Source organism: Chryseobacterium sp. PCH239 (assembly GCF_018924625.1).
Classification (GTDB): domain Bacteria; phylum Bacteroidota; class Bacteroidia; order Flavobacteriales; family Weeksellaceae; genus Chryseobacterium; species Chryseobacterium cucumeris.
The window spans coordinates 1,140,399-1,161,753 of the sequence record NZ_CP073027.1; the positions used below are offsets into that span (position 1 = coordinate 1,140,399).

Here is a 21,355-nt window from a genome sequence, read left to right on the forward strand (position 1 = left end):
ACAAAGTGTTGATCGCAAAAACAGAACTTTGGCATGATATTAGCATGTAAAATATTGAGAAAAAATTAAAAAAACACTAAGGATGAGAAAAAAGGTTTTCTGTGGATTTTCAGTTTTTCCACTGATTCAAGTTCATATCTAGTATATGAATCCTTTTTTTTCTACGATGCCGTAAAAGATACGGGCTCGTGATCAATTAACCCCCGTTAGTTTTTCACAGCAGTTTTGCACCCGTATCTGACTGGTATCACAATAACCAGGAATCATTGATTGATTCAAAAAAAACAAAAATATCCCGGACTTTCAGCCCGGTATTGCGATATAAATAAATGGCAAAGTCATCGTGAACCTTAGCCCAGTAAAAGAATATATTCTTTTTACCGTGATGAGTGCGCCTTTATGCTATAAAATAATGTATAACCCTTAAAATGTTAGTAATGATGAGAGCCTTTTTTGAAATGATTTTTAAGAGAAATGAAGATGCTGCAAAATTGCATATATGGAGCCTAATGCTGGTGTTAAGTTTTGCTGCATTTTCAGTGTTGGTATACGCCTTAGAACCAAGCTTTAACAGCTTAATTATATACCTGACGGCATTTGCCGCTTATATCGGGTTTGGCCTTGTATTCATCAGTTCCTTAGCCGGAACGAGTATGAAGAAAAGATAACAGAACATATAACTTTCAATTTATTTTTACTGAAAAAACCGCCCCGTTTGGGGCGGTTTTTTGTTACCGTCTTACACCATATTATATCTTTCAGTATTTCCAAAAAAAGCCACTCCTTCCGGAGCAGCTTCCGATAACAAAGTTATCTTAACATCGTAAAAACTTATTCTTTAAACAGATCCTCCATCATTTCTTCAAGGATCTTCTTTGTTTCTTCTTCAATCATTTTCCCTGACTTTTCAACGAGTTCTTCTCTGAATGGTTCACAGCAGGCTTTTATTCCAAAACCTTCATCTGTTTTTACAAATTCCGGATGCCTACTGTGTTCTTTGTATACTTCAGATTCTATTTCCTTCTTTATCTGGTCGTAATTCAGGTCAAACATATTTTTTTATTTTGTTCTTTTAAGTGCATGATAAAGATAGAGGTAATAAAGCCTTGCCGAAATCCGTATTTCTACGGTATTTACAAAACCAAAAAACCGTCTTTTTCGGGACGGTACGATTCAATGTAAAAATTAATGTTTATCCTTTAGAACTTATCCAGAATTTTCTTGGGTAAGATCTTCACCAGTTCTTTCTTATATTCCTTTTCAAGAATAACAAATTTCCATGTCTTTTTATCTTTTGAAACCGCACAGGCTTTCATAGCAGCGTTGATGAGATATGAACCTTCGCTGGCGACATATTTCACATTATTTGCTCCGTATTTGGCTGTCAAAGCACCGTTCATTTTCTTTTTCATATCATCATTTAATGAACTGACATTGCATTTCAGTTTCAAAAAATAAGGGGTAATAGAAAAATATTCCCCGGTTATGAGTTCAGGCTTTTCAATATTTCCAAACTTCAGATCTTCTACTTCAATTTTCATGAATGGATTATTGTAAGTCATATTCAAAATCTGGGTCATTTGCTCTTTTGACACTATGGTGAAGAATTTTGGATATATGCCGCTTACCGCCTGATCTATCTGTTTGGATTGAATGCTGTTGACAAAATAAGTAAGTGATTTTTTTATCGCTGGATCGTCAGGATTAGTCTTAGTCTGTGAAAAAGTCTTCATTGACAGCAGAACGAACAGAAACAAAAGTGATTGGGTTTTCATAGCTGAATGGTTATTATAAAGTTTAAAATTACTTTTACTGGAAAACGGTTAATCTTTCCATATCGTAAAATGTGTCGTAACCTGTATGCCAATCGTTACAGAATTTATTTGAGGCCAATAAAAAAGCCATCCTTTCGGACAGCTTTTGATACTATTTTGAAGATTCAATTATTTTACTTTTACAAGCTCAACATCGAAAACCAACCATGAGTTTGGCGGGATCACTCCTCCTGCTCCTCTTTCTCCGTAAGCCATTGCAGGCGGGATCAATAGTGTAGCAGTTTCACCTTCTTTCAATAACAGGATACCTTCATCCCATCCTTTGATTACTCTTCCCATTCCGATTGGAATTTCGATCGGTTCGTTTCTCTTGAATGAAGAATCAAACTCAGTTCCGTCTACCAGTTTACCTGCATAGTGTACAGATACATTGTCACCAGCTTTTGGCGCTTTACCGTCAGCTGTTTTTGTAATTTTATAGTAAAGGCCTGATTCAGTTTTTTGCATACCAGCTTTCAGGTTTTCAACCAATTTCTCCTGGTTAGCTTTGAATTCTTCTTCTCTTTTTTTCTTTTCAGCTTCTTCTTTAGCGATGAAAGCTTTATTGTTTTCTGCGATTTTAGCCTTTCCTTCATTGAAAGTTTTAGCTGCATCATAGTGCTTGTACTCATCACCTTTGCTGAAAACAGAAACTTTTTCTAAAACGATATCTGTTTTAGGTTTGTCCTGAGCTCCTTTTTCAACGTTCGCAATCGCATCAATTACCTCATTTCCTTTTACCACTTTTCCGAAGATTGTATGTCTTCCATCTAACCAAGGTGTAGCTACTTCAGTAATAAAGAATTGAGAACCGTTGGTATTTGGTCCTGAATTCGCCATAGAAAGAATACCTTTCCCTGTGTGTTTAAGGTCGTTTCTTTCGTCTTCGAATTTATACCCAGGATCTCCCATTCCTGTTCCCTGAGGATCACCTCCCTGGATCATGAAATCTTTGATTACTCTGTGGAAAATAGTTCCGTCATAGTAAGGAACTCCTTTAGCCTTAGCTTTGTTGTCGATTTTCCCTTCTGCAAGACCGATAAAGTTGGCTACAGTTACTGGTGCTTTCTTGTCCTCAAACTTCACAATCATGTTACCTTTTGTGGTTTGAAGATTGGCATAAAGTCCGTCATTAAGACCTTCGTAAGTTTCTTTGTCTACGTTCATTTTTTTATAAATTGGGGTACAACTCATCAGCGAAATACTTGCCGCTGCCAGAATTATATTCTTGTTAAACAATTTCATGTATTTATAAAGCTTTTAATTTTATGATTAATGGAATGTCGTTGTCTATTTTCTTTTCGTCTCCGTAAGTCCCGTAGGCCAAAGAAGACGGTACCAAAAGTGTTACTTCCTCTCCATCATGTATAAAACGCAAAGCGTTCTCCACTGCTCTCAGTTCATCAAAGTGTCCGAATCTGGCATCTCTTCTTTCAAAAGGCTGATCGTAGATTTTCGTCTGATCAAAATCATACAGATCATAAGAATAGGAAATTGTAGTTTCATCTTTCCTCCTTTCTCTTTGATCATAGCCTTCTACCGTTACCCAATAATTAAGCTGCGTTGGATAATACTTCACAGACTGACTGCTGATCCAATCCTGAATCTGCCCTCTTTCTATGACATTTAGATTTTTCATCCTGTTCTTAGAAACATCCAGATCTTTCTGGCTTAAAACCCCACCTACAGGGGGATGTGCCGTCTGTGCGTTTCTGTTACAGCTCAACAGGCTTATGGCTGATATGAAGAGTATTTTTTTCATAAACTTTTGCGAAAATACACATTTCGGGAATCAATTACAAAACTTGACACAGAAATATGTGAATGTTGTAACGCATTGATCTTAGCCAAAAACTCTTCGTCCATTTTACGTGAATAGGCATATATGAAAAAGCCGGGAAAAACCCGGCTTTCATATCGTTATATCAATAGTATTATACTGTTTCCAGTACGTGATCTACCATTACTCTCCATCCGAACGGATCTTCAGACAAGTTGGTTTGTAAATCTACCAAATCTTTTTTAAGGATAGCCGCATAGCTTTCTTCATCAGATAATCTCGGAAGCGAAAGTTTTTCTCCCTGATATCCTAAAGCCTGGAATTGAGTGGTTACTACTGCTGTACCTACTCCCCATACTTCTTTAAGTTCACCGTTCTTTAAAGCTTCGATTACAGTTTTTACCGCAATCGGTTCAATTTTCACTTCGATACCTCTTTTCTTCGCTAACTGGATGAAGCTGTCTCTCGTTACTCCGTCAAGGATTTTCTCAGATGTTGGCGGTGTATAGATCGTATCGTTGATTCTAACAAACACGTTCATTGTACCACTCTCTTCGAAATATTCGTGTGTAGCATCATCCGTCCAGATGATTTGCTCATACCCTTCTTCAATGGCCAACTGTGTAGGATAGAAAGAAGCCGCATAGTTACCTGCAGCCTTTGCAGAACCTACCCCTCCGTTTGCCGCTCTTGAATAGTGATCAGAGATCTTTACAGATACCGGTTCTGAATAATAACTCTGTGCCGGTGTTGCAACGATGGCAAACATATATTTATTAGCAACTCTTGCTTTCAAAGCTTCCTCTGTAGCAAAAATCAAAGGTCTGATATAAAGCGACATTCCTTCCCCCTGTGGAATCCACTCTCTGTCAATATCTACCAAAGCTTTCAATCCGTCTAAAAACATTTCTTCAGTCACTTCCGGCATAGCAAGACGTTTCGCTGACTTGTTGATACGTTCAAAATTCTTTTCAGGCCTGAAAAGGAAAACCTGCCCGTCTTTGTCTTTATAGGCTTTCATACCTTCAAAACAAGCTTGTCCATAGTTTACTCCCATCATAGCAGGCGTAAATGGAATCGGACCGTAAGGAACTAATTTTACATCACCCCATTTTCCGTTTTCATACTCACAAATGATCATATGATCGATGAAAGTACTACCAAATGAAAAATTGTTAGGGTCAAATGTAGAAATTCTGGAGTTTTCAGTTTTTTGAATTATCATTTTTTAAAATTTTTACGATGTTCTACAAATTTAACATAATTTTCTAAATATAAAAATTTTAGAGTAAATTTGACAAAAAATTAGCTTGAAAAGAGAGATTAAGACCACAAACGACGGAAGTAAAACATTGTTTATCAATGATTTAAATGAGAACTACCATTCTCATCACGGAGCCCTGCAGGAAGCCGAACACGTGTTTATCAAAAATGGACTGAATTTAATAAATGATTGCGAAATTAATATTTTAGAACTCGGTTTTGGAACAGGTTTGAATGTTTTGGTAACAATTAATGAATATTTAAAAACTGACAAAAATCATGTCATCAATTATTTTTCGCTCGAAAAATACCCCATAAATGAATCCGAAGTTAAGGATTTGGCTTACTTTGAACTTTTTGATAACCCAGAGTTTAAAAATATTTATCAGAAAATTCATCTGGCAGATTGGGAAAAATCAGTAGAAATCATTAGTGGATTCAATTTAAAAAAGATAGAATGTGACTTTTTCGACCTGAAAGACATTGATCTGCCTAAAATTAATCTTGTTTACTTTGACTGTTTTGGAGCCAGAGTACAGCCAGACCTTTGGGAAAAGCCATTGTTTGAACTCGTAGCTGACAAAATGGCCATTAACGGATTATTAACCACCTACTCTTCTAAAGGCAGTGTAAGAAGAATCCTTCAGGAACTGAATTTCAAGGTGGAGAAAAAACAGGGACCTCCGGGAAAAAGAGAGATGATTAATGCAATTAAAATGTAGAATGGAAGCTTGAGGAAGGAAGCTGAACGTTTACAGCCGAATGCTTGATTTTTTTACTTTAAAATAATAATCAATATATAAAATACGTTGATTCAATATTATTGGAAATAGATAGTATTAAACTTCCAGCTTCACGCTTCCAACTTCCGGCTTTTTCCAACAAAATTCCTTACATTAGCTATACAAAATATTATACATTATATATATGATAGATAAGATCAACATTAGAGTGTATGCGTGTGCGGTAAAAGATAAAAAAGTTCTGACTTTATTTGAAGAATATGCCGGCGAACCTTTAATGAAATTTCCGGGTGGTGGATTGGAATACGGTGAAGGAGTTCTTGAATGTCTGCACCGTGAGTTTGATGAAGAACTGAATGTGAAAATCAATGTGCTGGAACATTTCTATACTCAGGAAAATTTTCTGGTATCGCGTTTCAGAGAAAACGAACAGCTTCTTACCATATATTATATAGTAGATATCGTTAACGAGGAAGACTTTATTATTCTGGATCCCTGTATTGAAAAAACAGAATGGATTGATATCGACAGACCGGACAATCCTTTTCCTCTTCCAATAGATAAAATTGTATTTGACAAATTAAAAGAAAAATTCCTGTAAGCATTCTTACAGGAATTTATATTATTTCTTTACTTTAAAATCATTAGCTCCGGGATAAGGCTGCAGATAACCTGAGTTCCAGTTGGACTGCAGTAATGACTCTATAAATTCATCACTTCTGTTGGTGTGAGGATCATAACGCTCTTTCAAATCAATATCAGCCATTTTTCCTTTTACATTCCACCAGAAAGCACTCCATCCACCTCTTAATTCTTTGATAATCTCAAATACATTTTTTCCGGTTGCCCTGTTCATCAGCTTTGCAAAAACCTGTCCTTCGGTTGTCGTAAGATCTCTCAATTGTTTTTCATATTGGTCAGCCAGTATATTCTGTCTTTCTCTTACAAACTTTCTTTTGGCTTTGCTGTCCAGATCATTCATATCTTTCTGGATATCTCTGTACTGCTGCAATGCAGTCACAAATAACGGATATACCCTGTACAGCTTTTTGTTGAGAAAATAATAGTAATTCTTATCCAGCTGGTTATTAAATCTCGGTTTATTCACTAAAACCAACTCATCCAATACGACTACAGGCTCTCCATTGATTTCATACACCTTAATCTTCTGCTGTTCATCATAATAATATTTATTACCAAATTCATCCACTTTCAGAGATTCAGGCGGGTACTGATTGAGTGGTTTCGCCACTATCCCATCCTTCTGACCGAAAACACTTACTCCAAAAAAGAGAATAAAAAGGCAGATAATCTTACTAAAATTCATTATTTTTACACTTATAAGAAGAAAAATTAAACGCAAAAATCATTCCTTTTTATGAAATTTGAAAAGAAATCTTTGAAATTTTTAGAGAAATATTTAAACACATCATCTCCAACAGGTTACGAACATAAAGGTCAGGAAGTCTGGATGGACTACATCAGACCTTACGTAGATAAAATTGAAGTAGACCATTACGGAACCTGCTATGGGATCATCAATCCGGAAGCTGAATTCAAAGTAGTGATTGAAGCACACGCTGATGAGATATCATGGTATGTAAATTATATTACAGATGACGGATTGATCTACGTCATCCGAAACGGAGGTTCTGATCAGACGATTGCTCCTTCAAAAGTTGTCCATATCCATGGTGAAAACGGAATTGTAAAAGGGGTATTCGGATGGCCGGCTATTCATACAAGAACCAATCAGAACGAGCCTACGCCTAAAATTGAAAATATCTTCATCGACTGTGGTGCGACTTCTAAAAAAGAAGTGGAAGAAATGGGAATTTTTGTAGGTTGTATGATCACCTACCCGGATGAATTCTTTGAAATGAATGACAGATATTTTGTCTGCAGAGCCCTGGATAACAGAATCGGCGGTTTTATGATTGCTGAAGTAGCCAGACTTTTAAAAGAAAATAAGAAATCAATTCCATTTGGACTTTATATTACCAATTCTGTACAGGAAGAAGTAGGTTTATACGGAGCAGACATGATTGCGGACACCATCAAACCGAATATTGCTATCGTTACTGACGTCACCCATGATACTACCACTCCAATGATTGAAAAGAAAAAAGAAGGAGATCAGAAATGTGGTGCCGGGCCGGTAGTATTCTTCGCACCAAGTGTTCACCACACCATCAGAGAATTAATTATTGACACCGCAAAGACCAAGAAAATACCATTCCAGAGAGCTGCAGCCAGCAGAGCAACCGGAACTGACACAGATGCCTTCGCCCACTCTAACGGCGGCGTACCAAGTGCTTTAATTTCCTTACCTTTGCGTTATATGCATACTACGGTAGAAATGGTATCTAAGGAAGATGTAGGTAATGTCATCAAACTTATCTATGAAACAGTTCTTAAGATCAAGCCGGAAATGAAACTGAAGTATCATTAATATAAATGAAAAACGTCTTTTATCATCTGATCCGGAAACCAACTTTTATATCGGTTTTAACAGCTGTCTTTTTTAGTTACATCATCTTTTTAACTGTATATAAAATATTTGATCCTCCCAAAACAGGGTCGGCATACAATATGATTCTTGAGATGTTGTTAATTGTGAGCGTTGTACCTTTAGGATTATTTATAATTGACAGGTTATTGGTTATTAAAATTAATCATATCAAATTAACAATCATAGAAACTTTTATATTCGGGTGTTTTTCCCTGTATTATTTTTTAGTTGTTAATCCATTTTAAAGAAAGAAATCTAAGTAAAAGTATAAAAAGTAAAAATGAAAACGAAGCTTATTGCTCCATCCCTATTATCGGCAGACTTTGGGAATCTGCAAAAAGACATTGAAATGCTGAATAATTCTCAGGCCGACTGGTTCCACATTGATGTCATGGACGGAAGATTTGTTCCTAACATTTCTTTTGGTTTCCCGGTAATGAAAACCGTTCAGCAGCATGCTAAAAAATTTGTGGATGTTCACCTGATGATCGTGGAACCTGAAAAATATGTTGATGAATTCATCAATCATGGTGCTGATCTTGTTTCTGTTCATTATGAAGCATGTACCCACCTTCACAGAACCATTCACCATATTCAAAGCAAAGGAGCAAAAGCAGGTGTTGTTTTAAATCCTTCTACTCCGGTATTAATGCTTGAAGATATTATTGCAGATGTAGATCTTGTATTGCTGATGAGTGTAAATCCAGGCTTTGGAGGACAGAAGTTCATCGAAAATACTTACAAAAAGATTGCAGAAACCAAGGATCTGATCTTAAGTAACAACTCTACAGCACTTATCGAGGTAGACGGAGGAGTAAATCTTGACAACGCTTCTAAATTATTTGAAGCCGGAGCTGATGTTCTTGTGGCAGGAAATGCTGTTTTCTCAGCGGAAAGTCCGGAAAGAACCATTGAACTTTTAAAGATATAAAAGAATCAAAATAATAAACAAAAGGCAGCCATTGGCTGCCTTTTCTCTTGTTTGGAAATTTAAGTCGTCTTGGTTATAATCTTTTTTTCAACTTATTTGAAAATGTTTAAAACTATCTTGCTAACAACACAAAGATCTGAATAAAACCAGACGTACACATCGGTAGAAATACGTAATTTAATAGTAGGTATTTTCACTTAATCCATTATAATTCTTTATTCCAGACACAGGCACAGACCACAAAAATGATCGAAATAACTGAAAAGACCGTTCTGATATTATTCAGAAAATTCCATCTGTTTTCAAAATTTTCCCGCATCTGCCTGATCGTTTCTGCTGTAGAATTAGAGATATCAAACTTATCTAAGGCATCATTCATTGGAACATTTCCGGCAACAGTGACTCCGAAAACGCCAATCAGATAGGCAAGTGTAGCAAGAAGAAGAAAAATAAAAACAGGCTGCTGTCCGCGGAGCAAAAATGTAGATAGGGGAAGAAGAACCACCGTTCCCATAAAACTCATAAAGAATACAGGGTTAAGAATTTCGCGGTTAATGCTCTGCATCGCCTTTAGGTATTCGGTGTCGGAAAGCTTTCCTAATCCAAGCACAACTGAGCACGAATAAGCATAGAAAAGTCCTCCTATCAGAGCAGTGAGGACAGCGGTAATGATCAATACTAATGTTGTCATTTTCATATATTTTGATTTTGGTTATCAGAGAATAGAATTAGTAAGGATTCCATTTTTTAATGATATTCTGAGCGGTAAGGATCATTTCAGCGTCCCAGTTTTCAGTTTTAAAATAGTGAAAATCCAGATGCTTAATGTTTTCAACATTTGCATTCTCATAAAGAAGTCGGGTAAGCCTTGACTGCTCTTCATATAAAAGCAAATCTTCCAGAGGTTTAGCGGGAAGTTTAATTTCTTCTTTACACCAACCGTTTTGTTGCTTTAATTTCAGGTCTGAAGTTTCAATGATTGTTCTGACTTTATTAAAATCAGCCAGAAAATAATTTCTTTCTTCTTCGGTTTTCAAGGTATGTCCCAATCTTTCAATAATAATGTATTCAAGATTTGGACATTTTTTCATCACAGAGGGCAACACAGAAAGGATATCTTTAGGAATAACATCATCATGGGTATCCCTTCTCACCTGCTTTTTTCTATAAACACTATCCTGCCAGCTTCCTCCGGAAAGATGAATTTCTTTTACCTTATCCAGGGGATACAAATCAATGATCTGCTGTATCTCTAATTCGAAATTACAGGATTGGCAGTAAATATTATGAAGATCAAGAATCAGAAAACCATTAGTATCTTCCGTGAGTTTGTCAAGAAAAACGCCTTGTTCTTTAACATCTTCAATAGAAAATGAAAATGCCAGATTTTCTATCCCTACAGGAATATTTACAGCATCCTGAAGTCTGTATAATCTGTCTTTTCCTATTTGTAAAATTTTGGAATGTAAAGATACCGGTAATGGTACTCCCTGATGAAAATTCTCAGTATTCATGAAACCAAAATGTTCCGTGATATGATTGTATTTCCGCAGGCTGACTTCTTCTTTTAATTTCTTCAGCCATTCTTCCTGCCTTGCCGTCCATCTCGCATCAAATAAAGAATAATATACTCCATGCCCTATTAAACGGTTATTTTCCGCGTAAAAATTCAACAGATCCCGAAGCCAGTCCGGCTCATTGGTATGATAAAGAGTATCAAAAGACCATTCCATCACTTCAATGGAATTGTTGTGCAACAATGGCAAAATAGCAGAAACAAAATCCGGTTCCGCCATCATGGATACTCCTAATATTGGCTTTCTCATTTTCTATCCCATTCCACAAGCCAGACAGCCATGTCCACGAAGTACAAGTGTATCTTTTTTAACAACCGGTTTGGGTGTTCCCGGTTTTTTCTTTTCAACCGTATCCGTAGAAGTCGCTTTCTTTACTTTTTTAACAGGCTTTTTTGTTTTAGCTTCAGGTTTAGTCGTCTGTGCAGATACTCCTACCGCTAATAAACTCGCCATCAATAATGCTGGAATTTTCATAATTTCTTTTTTCAGATAAATTTTACAATAAACGTTCCATTTATAAAAATACAATAATAAGAAACGTTTTGACAACAATTATCAGAAACTATGCTATACTATAATGTTTTCTTTATCTATATTTAATGTTAAAATAAATCTATATATGAAAAGCAGTCTGATTAAAGCTGTTTTCCTTGGATTGATACTATCTGCACATAGTATCGATGCACAGGTTCAGACAGTTGATAACAGCAAAAAAATGGAATGGTTCAGCAATGCAAAACTGGGTATTTTTATTCATTGGGGAATTTATTCTGTCAACGGAATCTCAGAGTCCTGGTCATTCTTCAATAATTATATTAACCATGAAAATTATATGAAACAGCTGAATGGTTTTTCAGCTTCAAAATACCAGCCCGAGCAATGGGTAAACCTCATTAAGGAATCCGGGGCAAAATATGCGATCATTACCACAAAACATCATGACGGAGTTTCACTATGGAATTCGGGAGCGGAAAAAGCAACAACTATCCCTCAAAATTCTTTGGCTAAAAAAGATGTTCTAAGTCCTTTTGTTTCTGCTCTGAAAAAATCAGGATTAAAAACAGGACTTTATTTTTCGTTACCGGATTGGAGCCATCCGTATTATGATATCAATACCCGGACAAAAAAACGTTACGAACTCAAAAATGATCTAAAGCGCTGGCAGAATTTTATCAGCTATTACCAAGGTCAGCTCAATGAGCTTTCTACCCTATATTCACCGGATCTTCTTTGGTTCGATGGAGACTGGGAACATACTTCCGAAGAATGGGAAGCCGCTCAGACCCTGGATTTACTTAAAAAACACAATTCTAATATTATCATTAATTCAAGGCTTAATCATCACGGAGACTATGATACTCCTGAGCAAGGCATTCCTGTTATTCCACCCCAAAATCCATACTGGGAGCTTTGTTACACCATGAATGATTCATGGGGATATCAGCCTTTTGATAAAAATTATAAAACCTCCAATATGATTGTCAGAACCCTGGCAGATGTGATCAGCATGGGCGGAAATCTTCTGCTTGACATTGGTCCGAGATCAGATGGTACAATTCCTGAGGAACAAAGTGAGATTCTTAAAAATCTTGGTCGATGGACTTCCAAAAATCAACATGCCATTTATGAAACAACCCGCGGAATTCCGTTTGAAAACTATAAAGGAAAATCTTCACTGTCTACATCAAAGAAGTCTTTATTCCTCTATCTTGAAGAGGCTAAAAACCTGACAAAAATTTATGGAGTGCCAACAAAACCTCTTTCAGTAAAGATCATCGGAGATCCATCCGCTGTTGTTACAATGGATTATAACGCTGAAAAAACACTGACACTGAATTTCTCCAAAGTAAAATTTGACAAGGATGTCACTGTGGCAGAACTTACTTTTGAAACTCCTCCAGCATTTTTGAACGATTTTAAGAAGGAAAAACATTCTCTTCCCGAAATACTGGAAAGCAAAAATACCCAGGAAGCCGTCTATGATATCGCCAATGCTTTAAACTATGATCAGAATTTAGTTACCCATGAAGGCCTTACTCAAGATGGCCTTGACATGAAAATAAAAAAAACGTCTAAAACAAATCCGGAAACCATAGAATGGATAAGCAAGCATGCTGAAGCTTTGTTTGAAACAGGCAAAGGCCTTCCGGCTGGCCATTACCCGGGAATGAGCGCTTTATCAAAAGACAGGCAGACACTATATCTTTTTGTGGAAGGAGTTCCTACGGGATCTATTGCTCTGAAAGGAATAAAAAATGAGATTGCCAGAATAAGAGTTGTGGGTGAAGGCACTATTCTTCCTCATACGATCTATAATAAACTGTACTGGAGTGACAGACCGGGAATTATTTATATTGACGTTCCAAAGGAAAAACTTGACAAGCAAATGACCGTCATTGCTGTTTTGCTGAATAAACCTCTGGAACTCTATAGAGAAAATGTGGGAGCAATTGAAAACAATCTTTAGTACCTGAAAGATCGATTTATATAAAAACAAAATCCGGAGAAATTCTCCGGATTTTTTATTTTGTAAGATGATTTTCTTAGAAAATCTCTCTTCCTGAAAAATGGAACTGAGCTTCGATTAATGCATTCTCGTCAGAATCTGAACCGTGAACAGCATTTTCTCCGATGCTTCTTGCAAACATTTTTCTGATTGTACCTTCTGCAGCTTCTGCAGGGTTAGTAGCACCGATTAATGTTCTGAAGTCTTCAACTGCATTGTCTTTTTCTAAAACTGCTGCAACGATAGGACCAGAGCTCATGAATTCTACTAATTCTCCATAAAATGGTCTCTCAGCATGTACTTCATAGAATTTTTTTGCATCAGCAACTGTAAGCTGAGTTAATTTTAAAGCTTTGATCTTAAAACCTCCTTCAGCAATCTTACCCAATATAGCACCGATATGTCCGTCAGCAACTGCATCAGGCTTAATCATAGTGAATGTAATGTTAGACATAAATGTATATTTTTTTAATGGCGCAAAATTACAAAAAATATCTTTGATTTTTATTTTAATTTTTTTTAACATAAAAATAACTTTTATTAAGAAATTGTAACACAAACTTTGGCACAGTAATTGTTTATTCTATTGCGATTCTCATGTTTAATTTGAGTTTTCATGGTTATTAGTTTTTACCCAGCTTCGGCTGGGTTTTTTATTTGCAAAAAATGAAGGTATTTTTTATTAATTATGTAATTTTTTAATTAATATTTAATCATATTTAACGATTTTCTTCTTTAAAGTGCAATTGGTGAAATAATTTTACTTTTTGAAAATCCAATCTCATGGTGGTCAGAAATATGACAAAAGTGGAGTTATCTGCCAAAATTGTAAAATTGAAAAGTAGAGTTATTTAAAAACGAATATTTTTTTCATTTAAAAATCAAAAAAATAAATTACAAAAAATAAAATCCATCAAATACATTAAACTAATCTTAAAAAAAATAATATCAGTAAATATTCTTCTTTAACAGCATAAGCAAGTGTTCCCCTTGTCAAGGTTTCAAACCTTAACAAGGTGTCATTTCGACAAAATAGTTTAAAGCAGAAAAAGAGCCCCTCTAATGATAGCCTCTATATTAATTTGTAACAAAATTTGTTCTGTTAAATAAAGATTGTATTGATTATTTCTGAGAAGCTTCTTCTGCCTCGTCCATCAATTTAATGTAAGTAGCATAGCGCGAATGCTGAATTTCTCCTTTTTCAAGAGCATCGATAACAGCACATTTAGGTTCATTGATGTGAAGGCAGTTGTGAAATTTACATTCTTCTCTCTTTTTGAAAATTTCAGGAAAGTAATGCTGTACTTCTTCTTTTTCAATATCAATCATTGCAAATTCACGAACTCCGGGAGTATCGATAACGTTTCCTCCAAAATCCCAGAAATGCATCTGGGCGAAAGTTGTGGTGTGCTTACCTTTCAGGTGGGTATCTGAAATTTCAGAAGTTTTTAAATTCAATCCCGGCTGTAAAGCATTCACTAAGGTAGATTTTCCACAACCTGAGTGGCCAAAGAATACGGAAGTTTTATCTTTAAGAATCTCCTGAAGCTGGTCCAGATTCAATTTAGAATAGGAAGAAATTTCCAGGGTATCATATCCAATCTCCTGATATAGGAATTCAATATCTTTTACAATTTCAATTTCTTCTTCGTGTAAAACATCGATTTTATTAAAAAGAATCAACGGGGTGATGTTATAGGCTTCACAGCATGCCAGAAACCTGTCCAGAAATCCTAAAGAAGTTTCAGGATGTTTCAGGGTAAAGATAAAGCATGCCAAATCAATATTGGAAGCTATAATATGGGCTTCTTTTGAAAGATTTACCGATTTTCTGATCAGATAATTGGAGCGAGGTTCAATTTTTGTGATCCAGGCTATATCATCCTGTTCCAGCTGAAACTCAACAAAATCTCCTACAGCAAGTGGATTGGTAAGTCTGGTTTTTATTAATTTGAATTTCCCCCGGATTCTGGCCTCGAAAATTTTATTTGTTTCCAATTCCAAAACCTGGTACCAACTGCCTGTAGATTTAATGATTTTTCCTTTCATAGATAATACTGGTACAAATATACGCAATTAGGGCTTAGTATTCAGGAAATAGGTTTAAAAACACATGTTTCAATTGCCCTAAATACTGATGACTAAGCCCTGATTTATTTTTTTACTGAATATATAGTAAAAATTATACTTCTCTTCCTATTATCCTTAATTTATCTTTCAATCATAATATTATTCTGAACTTCAATAGACTCTTCGTGAATCGCTTTGAATACTTTTTCAATAAACTCCTGAGACATTCCAGTTTCTTTTGCTTTTTGAGTAGCGTATTCTGTAATGACTTTCCAACGTTCAGGCTGGAAGATTGCAATGTCATTTTCCTTTTTAAGTTTACCGATCTTTTCAGAAATTTTCATTCTTTGAGAAAGAAGTTCAATTAACTGGAAGTCAAGATCAGAGATCAAAGTTCTGTGTCTTCCCATCTCTCCTTCAAAACCAGCAAGATTAGAACTTCTCACTTTCAGATTTCCGATAAGGTCTGCAAGAACTTCCGGAGTAATCTGCTGAGAAGCATCACTCCACGCCTCATCAGGATTGCAGTGTGATTCAATGATCGCTCCTTGGTATCCTACGTTAAGTGCTTCCTGAGTAATATCAGCAAGACCAGTTCTGTTTCCGCAGATGTGAGAAGGGTCAATTAACATTGGAATATTTGGAAACTGGCTCTTGAAATCAAGGGCAATCTGCCAGTTCGGGTTGTTTCTGTATTTAGTTTTCTGGTATGTTGAAAACCCTCTGTGAATAACTCCAAGGTTTTTAATGTCCTGTCCTAAAAGTCTTTCCAAAGCTCCAATCCATAATGCAAGATCCGGATTAACAGGGTTTTTCACGAATACAGGTTTATCTGTTCCTCGTAGAGCCATCGCAATTTCCTGTACCGTAAACGGGTTCACTGTAGAACGTGCTCCAATCCAAAGAACATCTACATCTGCTTCAAGGGCTGCGAAAACGTGGTGTGCGTTGGCTACTTCAGTCGCTGTTTTAAAACCATACTCTTCTTTTACTTTTTTCAGCCAGTTCAAACCGATCACTCCTACTCCTTCAAAACCGTTTGGTTTGGTACGGGGTTTCCAGATTCCTGCACGGAAAACTGACACATTGGCATTAGATTCTTTAATTCTCCTTGCCGTTTCAAGCATTTGAGCTTCACTTTCTGCGCTACATGGTCCTGCAATCATTAGAGGCTGTGTAAGCCCATCGATCCATTCATTTTTTAAATCATTTAAATTCATTCTTCTAAATTTTATTGTTTTTTTATATAATTTTTTCGTTAACAGCAATAGCCCTTTGGATTATAAAATTTAATTTATAATTCTTTTCAAAAAATGCCGTTCAAAATTGTTTAAAGGAATCAGGAAAATAATAGGGCTCTACTTCTCCTGTATTTTTTGGAAAGAAATTCAGTTAACAGTACCAATAAAATCGGTAATACGTTCTGAAATTTCTATAATAAGAAGCAGAAAAACTAAAATAACCACTAAAAAAGTAATTAGCGGGAGCAAAAAAAGACTGATATGTGTTAGTCAAATTTTCCATTTTATTCTGGAAATATCTTTATTTAGCGTTTCTGGTTGTAATTTGCTTTTGTCAAAAAATTATTTTCGACAGAAATATTTGACAAATATATAAAAATTATGTCAAATCAAACTTCATTAAATCATCAAGATCTTTCAAAAGTGGATTTTTTTCTATAAATTTTTCAAACATTTTTCTTTTCGTCACCACTTCAATCTTCAGATTTTCAACGTCTCTGACGTATTCTACCTCAATAATATGATTCTGAATTTTTCTTTTAAAATGGTTAAAAAATTCTCCACTTATTTTATCAAATTCTACTTTTGCAGAATCTGAAGGGAACAAAACTTTGATTTTATGCTCATCGGCTTTTACCAGTTTGAAGGTCTTGACAGCATTAAATACAAAATTATTTTTTACCTGAAGCTGTTTAAGCATAATTTTCCATTCCATCTGCAGATCTGTATCTGTAAAATGGTTCTGAGGAAGATTATCAGATTTTATCACAACATCTTCTGTTGTTTCGACTTTATCTTCTTTATTCAAAAAGGAATTGATGCTGAAACCGGAAGAGATTCCAGGTCTTGATAATGGTCTGGTGGTTTTTGTTACTGAAACTTCCTGAACTGCCTGAGAAGCTGCAGGTAGCTGTTCTGCTTTAACTTCTTTTTTCTTCTGGGCATTTTCCGGCATCTTCACTTCCTGCTTCTCACTGAGAAACGGAGCCAGTATCAGGAACTTTTTTTTTTAGTATCACCTAAATTAGCTGTCAGTGAAGCCAGCTGCATTAAAGCAATTTCAACCGTAAGTCTTGGGTTTTTGGAATTCTTATAATTAATATCTGCATGGTTACAGATCTCAATACCATCAATAAGCTGCTGGGCGGCCCATTTCTGTCCTTGTTCTACAAATTTAGCCTTGGTTTTCTCTCCTACTTCAATGAGTTCCATGGTGGAAGCATTCTGTGCCATCATCAGATCTCTGAAATGGTTTCCTAATCCGGCAATGAAAATATGGGGATCAAAACCTTTCTTTACAATCTCATTGAATGCAAAAAGCACTTCAGGAATTTTGTTTTCCTTGGCGAGATCCACAATATTCAGATATTGATCATAATCCAGAATGTTAAGTACTTCGGCGGCTTTTGCCAGGGTAATATTTTTCTGGGAGAAGGTAGAAAGTCTGTCGAAGATAGAAAGTGCATCTCTTAATGCACCATCCGCTTTCTGAGCAATCAGGTACAGAGCGTCATCTTCATACTGGATATTTTCTTTTTGGGCAATATTTTTCAGATGATTCTGAATGTCTTCAATGGTAATTCTCTTGAAGTCATAAATCTGACAACGGGATAAAATTGTTGGAATAATTTTATGTTTCTCCGTTGTAGCCAAAATAAAAATAGCATGAGCAGGCGGCTCTTCCAGCGTTTTAAGGAAAGCATTGAAAGCGGCAGAAGACAGCATATGAACCTCGTCAATGATATATACTTTGTATTTACCAACCTGAGGTGCAAAACGTACCTGATCTATAAGTTCTCTGATATCATCTACAGAGTTATTGGATGCAGCATCCAATTCATAGATATTGTAAGCAAAGCCATCTTCTGAAACCGAGCCATCTTTCTCATTGATTTTTCTTGCAAGAATTCTGGCACAGGTAGTTTTACCCACACCACGAGGACCGCAAAAAAGTAATGCCTGAGCTAATTGACTTTCTTCAATTGCATGTTCTAAAGTATCCGTAATATGGGATTGCCCTACAACCGTATCAAACTCCTGAGGACGATATTTTCTTGCAGATACTATAAAATTTTCCATTGGCCAAAAGTAAGAAATATAGTTTTAATTTGAAAATTAAAAGTTTTCAAATTATTAACAAAAACGTATTTCTGCTTAAATCGGAAAACTTTCAATTTCTACTTCTTTTTGCTGTATGCAAAGTCGATCAACTCAACAATAGCGGCTTCAACCTCTTTTCTTCCTTCTTCAGTTTTCAGATCGATACCACAAAACTTATTGGCGTTGTACCCTGTATAGAGGTTGAGATAGTAAGCTCCGGAAACAATCAAAGCCATAATTGCTCTGTGTCTTGTTGCTACTCCTTCACCAAAGTAAGGATCTGAGATGTTTCCAAATAAAACTTCTCCAACTTCTTCACGTTGTTCAACCAATTTCTTAAGGATAGGTTTACTTTCTGAAAGTTCCCAAAGGATGATCTTCTGAAGTTCTTTATTTTTCTTCAGGTTTTCGAACTGGTTCAATACAACCATTTTAGTAAGTTCGTGACCACCGTCTGAGAAATCCATATCAACATCCTGGTTGACCTGGCTCCAGTAATCCTGAGATTTGATATATTCATCGATCAGCTTATCAGTACTTCCAAAATACTCATAGATCAATTTTTTATCAAATCCGGCAACAGCAGCTATCTTGCTTACTTTTAATCCGGAATATCCTTTTACTCTTAAAATTTTACCAACTGCAGCAAGCAGTTTCTGCTTTGTTTTTTCTTTGTCCCTAATGGGGCCCTGCACTACTTTTCTAGGCATAATTATTATTTTTTCGCAATATGCAATTTTTTATTAATATCATCAAACGCATTAAGCGTTTTGTCGAGATGTTCTTTTTCGTGTCTTGCCGTAACACTCATCCTGATACGTGCGTCCTTTCTTGGTACAGCCGGATAAAGAATCGGGTTGGTATAGATTCCCATTTCTATTAGTAGTTTTCCAACATCTCCTGTTACATAAGGATCTCCAATTTTTACGGGAACGATCGCAGAGCAGGTTACTCCTGTATCTAATCCTAAATCGTCAAGTCCTTTTTTGAAATAATTGATGTTATCCCAGAGTTTTTCTCTCCAGATAGGTTCTTCGTCAATTAAATCAATGGCTTTAACAATTCCTGCGGATGATGGTGGAGCTGTAGCTGAGAAGATCTGCTGGCGTGAATGGAATCTGATGAATGCAGCTATTTTTTTATCTGCAATGACATAACCTCCCAGATTTCCAAATGTTTTGCTGAATGTACCTGTAATGATGTCTACTTTATCCAATAACCCAGCCTGTTCCAAAGTACCTCTTCCGGTTTCCCCAAGGATGCCGACACCATGCACGTCGTCTACCATTAGAAAGGCATTGTACTTTTTCACAAGGTCATAGATCTCATTAATTCGGGAGGTATCACCATCTTGGGAATATACTCCGTCCACAATAACGAGTTTCGTACGGTACAGATTTTCAGATACCTTCAAAATGTGTTCCAAAGATTCCAAATTATTGTGCGGAAATGTTTTTTTATTGGTAAAAGCACATCCTTCATGTACACTGGCATGCACTGCCATGTCTAAAATAGCAAGATCTTCTTTCTGCATTAAGCACTGTAAACTAGCGCTGTTAGCAGTATATCCGGTAGTAAACACTACGGCTTCATCTTCTGTTCTTTTAAAAAAACTTGAAATTCTTTTTTCTAAAGCATTGTGATAATCAAAGTAGCCACCGATAAGAGGTGTAGCTCCTGTTCCCGTTCCATATTTCTCTATTCCTTCGATAGCGGCCTGCTTTACTTTCGGGTGTTGTGTAAATCCTAAATAATCACTTGATACAAAACTAACAAATTCTCTGTTTTGGTCTGCAATATTTACATTTAGTATTGCATTGGTTCCTGAAGTGTTCTTCAGTCTGTAGTTCATGTGTCCGTTAGACTTTACAAAGTCTAAATATTCATAAAAAATCTCAGCCCTTTGAGCCATATCATTATCTGGTATATTCTCAAAGTCTTTAATAGTTGCTGTTGTGAAATTGATGCTCATCCTTAATCTTGTTTGTTGTGGTTTAAAAGAAACAAATATATAACTATTTAAAAGGCTTAAGCGCCTCTGTTAAGATTAAATATTATTAAAGACACAATATTTTTATCTTATTATCTGGAAACCAAAGTATTTAAATAGACATCTATCTTTTTTAACGTTTTTCGCTTTTGAATTAATTAGTTTTTTCTTACCTAAATTTAATAAAAAAATCAAACAATAAAGAAATATTAATATATAAATAATAAAAAAATGTAATTATTTTTTACAAACAGCTCATTTATAAAAGATTATTTTTCTATTATTTTAACATTTTAATTCACTAAACAGCATTAAAAATACAACAATTCGAGCGTTCAAATCCCTATCCTGAGATAAAAAACAGCGCAAATCTCTTGCAATAGCAATATTAAACAAAAAAAGTAGTCAATTTAAACTTTTTGGGAATTTCTGAAATTTCCGGGAGTAAAGCCGGTCATTTTTTTGAAAAATTTTGAAAAATTGGAAGGATCATAAGTAAAGATACGGGCAATTTCTGCCACAGATCGATCGGATCCCACGAGCATTTGCTTGATCTGAAGAATAATTTTTTCATCATAAAAGAAACAAGGGTGCTGTCCGGTTTCTTTTTTAACGGTATCGGTAAGGTGCTTATGGGAAACCGCAAGCTCTCTGGCGATCTCATTCAGCTCCATAAATTCAGAAGCAGCACCGGAAATAACGTCCTGGATATGCTTGTCTAAAAAAGTAAAATACTGCCTGGTAATTTCTTCGCTTCTTTTCATCGTATATGTTTCTTGCTAATGTGTATTCAAGATATAAATTTAATCATTAAGATACAAAGTAAAA

General features: G+C 35.7%; 23 protein-coding genes. 6 read left to right on the forward strand and 17 right to left on the reverse strand.

The window, feature by feature from the left end:
* Nucleotides 1-437 precede the first annotated feature (437 nt).
* Nucleotides 438-668: a hypothetical protein gene (locus KBP46_RS05295; protein ID WP_147367550.1), complete on the forward strand. Its 231-nt coding sequence runs from the start codon at nucleotides 438-440 to the stop codon at nucleotides 666-668.
* A 163-nt stretch (nucleotides 669-831) separates the two neighbouring features.
* Here the strand turns inward: KBP46_RS05295 and KBP46_RS05300 are convergent, their stop codons facing one another.
* The 5 genes from KBP46_RS05300 to KBP46_RS05320 form a co-directional block, all read right to left on the reverse strand.
* The gene (locus KBP46_RS05300; protein WP_216444820.1) at nucleotides 832-1,053 is read right to left on the reverse strand and encodes a hypothetical protein; all 222 of its coding nucleotides are present in this window, start codon (nucleotides 1,051-1,053) and stop codon (nucleotides 832-834) included.
* 146 nt (nucleotides 1,054-1,199) lie between these two features.
* Complete coding sequence (locus tag KBP46_RS05305) at nucleotides 1,200-1,775, reverse strand: hypothetical protein (RefSeq protein ID WP_216444821.1); 576 nt, start codon at nucleotides 1,773-1,775, stop codon at nucleotides 1,200-1,202.
* Nucleotides 1,776-1,943: 168 nt separating this feature from the next.
* On the reverse strand, nucleotides 1,944-2,981 hold the full coding sequence (locus KBP46_RS05310; protein WP_228436759.1) for a peptidylprolyl isomerase: 1,038 nt from the start codon (nucleotides 2,979-2,981) through the stop codon (nucleotides 1,944-1,946).
* Nucleotides 2,982-3,063: 82 nt separating this feature from the next.
* Nucleotides 3,064-3,576 carry an FKBP-type peptidyl-prolyl cis-trans isomerase gene (locus KBP46_RS05315; protein WP_062670348.1) on the reverse strand — a complete coding sequence of 171 codons (513 nt, stop codon included), beginning with the start codon at nucleotides 3,574-3,576 and terminating at the stop codon, nucleotides 3,064-3,066.
* Nucleotides 3,577-3,748: 172 nt separating this feature from the next.
* Nucleotides 3,749-4,819, reverse strand: a complete 1,071-nt coding sequence (locus tag KBP46_RS05320; RefSeq protein WP_062670350.1) for a branched-chain amino acid aminotransferase — start codon at nucleotides 4,817-4,819, stop codon at nucleotides 3,749-3,751.
* Between the two features lie 85 nt (nucleotides 4,820-4,904).
* Here KBP46_RS05320 and mnmD point away from each other — a divergent pair, with 85 nt between their 5' ends.
* Nucleotides 4,905-5,579, forward strand: a complete 675-nt coding sequence (gene mnmD / locus KBP46_RS05325; RefSeq protein WP_216444822.1) for a tRNA (5-methylaminomethyl-2-thiouridine)(34)-methyltransferase MnmD — start codon at nucleotides 4,905-4,907, stop codon at nucleotides 5,577-5,579.
* A 205-nt stretch (nucleotides 5,580-5,784) separates the two neighbouring features.
* On the forward strand, nucleotides 5,785-6,201 hold the full coding sequence (locus KBP46_RS05330) for an NUDIX domain-containing protein (protein ID WP_120230835.1): 417 nt from the start codon (nucleotides 5,785-5,787) through the stop codon (nucleotides 6,199-6,201).
* A 21-nt stretch (nucleotides 6,202-6,222) separates the two neighbouring features.
* Here the strand turns inward: KBP46_RS05330 and KBP46_RS05335 are convergent, their stop codons facing one another.
* Nucleotides 6,223-6,927, reverse strand: coding sequence for a DUF4294 domain-containing protein (locus KBP46_RS05335; RefSeq protein WP_062670356.1), 705 nt, complete (start codon nucleotides 6,925-6,927; stop codon nucleotides 6,223-6,225).
* Nucleotides 6,928-6,978: 51 nt separating this feature from the next.
* On the opposite strand from KBP46_RS05335, the gene KBP46_RS05340 reads away from it, so the two are divergent.
* On the forward strand, nucleotides 6,979-8,052 hold the full coding sequence (locus KBP46_RS05340; protein ID WP_062670358.1) for a M42 family peptidase: 1,074 nt from the start codon (nucleotides 6,979-6,981) through the stop codon (nucleotides 8,050-8,052).
* Nucleotides 8,053-8,392: 340 nt separating this feature from the next.
* Nucleotides 8,393-9,043, forward strand: coding sequence for a ribulose-phosphate 3-epimerase (gene rpe / locus KBP46_RS05345; protein WP_216444823.1), 651 nt, complete (start codon nucleotides 8,393-8,395; stop codon nucleotides 9,041-9,043).
* Between the two features lie 205 nt (nucleotides 9,044-9,248).
* Here the strand turns inward: rpe and KBP46_RS05350 are convergent, their stop codons facing one another.
* Genes KBP46_RS05350 through KBP46_RS05360 form a run of 3 tightly spaced genes read right to left on the reverse strand, consistent with a single transcriptional unit; the run spans nucleotide 9,249 to nucleotide 11,094 of the window.
* Nucleotides 9,249-9,734 (reverse strand): DUF1772 domain-containing protein, encoded by a 486-nt coding sequence (locus KBP46_RS05350; protein ID WP_228432309.1) that lies wholly within the window; start codon nucleotides 9,732-9,734, stop codon nucleotides 9,249-9,251.
* Between the two features lie 37 nt (nucleotides 9,735-9,771).
* Nucleotides 9,772-10,869 carry a DUF692 family multinuclear iron-containing protein gene (locus KBP46_RS05355; RefSeq protein ID WP_216444824.1) on the reverse strand — a complete coding sequence of 366 codons (1,098 nt, stop codon included), beginning with the start codon at nucleotides 10,867-10,869 and terminating at the stop codon, nucleotides 9,772-9,774.
* A gap of 3 nt (nucleotides 10,870-10,872) precedes the next feature.
* The gene (locus KBP46_RS05360) at nucleotides 10,873-11,094 is read right to left on the reverse strand and encodes a hypothetical protein (protein WP_216444825.1); all 222 of its coding nucleotides are present in this window, start codon (nucleotides 11,092-11,094) and stop codon (nucleotides 10,873-10,875) included.
* Between the two features lie 145 nt (nucleotides 11,095-11,239).
* Here KBP46_RS05360 and KBP46_RS05365 point away from each other — a divergent pair, with 145 nt between their 5' ends.
* Complete coding sequence (locus KBP46_RS05365; RefSeq protein WP_253297211.1) at nucleotides 11,240-13,087, forward strand: alpha-L-fucosidase; 1,848 nt, start codon at nucleotides 11,240-11,242, stop codon at nucleotides 13,085-13,087.
* Nucleotides 13,088-13,163: 76 nt separating this feature from the next.
* Here the strand turns inward: KBP46_RS05365 and KBP46_RS05370 are convergent, their stop codons facing one another.
* The 8 genes from KBP46_RS05370 to KBP46_RS05405 all read right to left on the reverse strand — a co-directional run bounded on the left by KBP46_RS05370 (nucleotide 13,164) and on the right by KBP46_RS05405 (nucleotide 21,291).
* Nucleotides 13,164-13,580 carry a nucleoside-diphosphate kinase gene (locus KBP46_RS05370; protein WP_034687444.1) on the reverse strand — a complete coding sequence of 139 codons (417 nt, stop codon included), beginning with the start codon at nucleotides 13,578-13,580 and terminating at the stop codon, nucleotides 13,164-13,166.
* Between the two features lie 668 nt (nucleotides 13,581-14,248).
* Complete coding sequence (gene rsgA / locus KBP46_RS05375; protein ID WP_216444827.1) at nucleotides 14,249-15,175, reverse strand: ribosome small subunit-dependent GTPase A; 927 nt, start codon at nucleotides 15,173-15,175, stop codon at nucleotides 14,249-14,251.
* 161 nt (nucleotides 15,176-15,336) lie between these two features.
* On the reverse strand, nucleotides 15,337-16,416 hold the full coding sequence (locus tag KBP46_RS05380) for a chorismate mutase (RefSeq protein ID WP_047431451.1): 1,080 nt from the start codon (nucleotides 16,414-16,416) through the stop codon (nucleotides 15,337-15,339).
* Nucleotides 16,417-16,816: 400 nt separating this feature from the next.
* Nucleotides 16,817-17,398: a hypothetical protein gene (locus KBP46_RS23540; RefSeq protein ID WP_253297212.1), complete on the reverse strand. Its 582-nt coding sequence runs from the start codon at nucleotides 17,396-17,398 to the stop codon at nucleotides 16,817-16,819.
* A 32-nt stretch (nucleotides 17,399-17,430) separates the two neighbouring features.
* Nucleotides 17,431-18,516, reverse strand: a complete 1,086-nt coding sequence (gene dnaX / locus KBP46_RS05390; RefSeq protein ID WP_034698546.1) for a DNA polymerase III subunit gamma/tau — start codon at nucleotides 18,514-18,516, stop codon at nucleotides 17,431-17,433.
* Nucleotides 18,517-18,614: 98 nt separating this feature from the next.
* Nucleotides 18,615-19,247 carry a TetR/AcrR family transcriptional regulator gene (locus KBP46_RS05395; protein WP_034698548.1) on the reverse strand — a complete coding sequence of 211 codons (633 nt, stop codon included), beginning with the start codon at nucleotides 19,245-19,247 and terminating at the stop codon, nucleotides 18,615-18,617.
* A gap of 5 nt (nucleotides 19,248-19,252) precedes the next feature.
* A complete protein-coding gene (locus KBP46_RS05400) occupies nucleotides 19,253-20,509 on the reverse strand; it encodes an aminotransferase class I/II-fold pyridoxal phosphate-dependent enzyme (RefSeq protein WP_062670368.1) in 1,257 nt (418 codons plus the stop codon).
* Between the two features lie 428 nt (nucleotides 20,510-20,937).
* A complete protein-coding gene (locus KBP46_RS05405) occupies nucleotides 20,938-21,291 on the reverse strand; it encodes an AraC family transcriptional regulator (RefSeq protein WP_062670370.1) in 354 nt (117 codons plus the stop codon).
* Nucleotides 21,292-21,355: the final 64 nt, after the last annotated feature.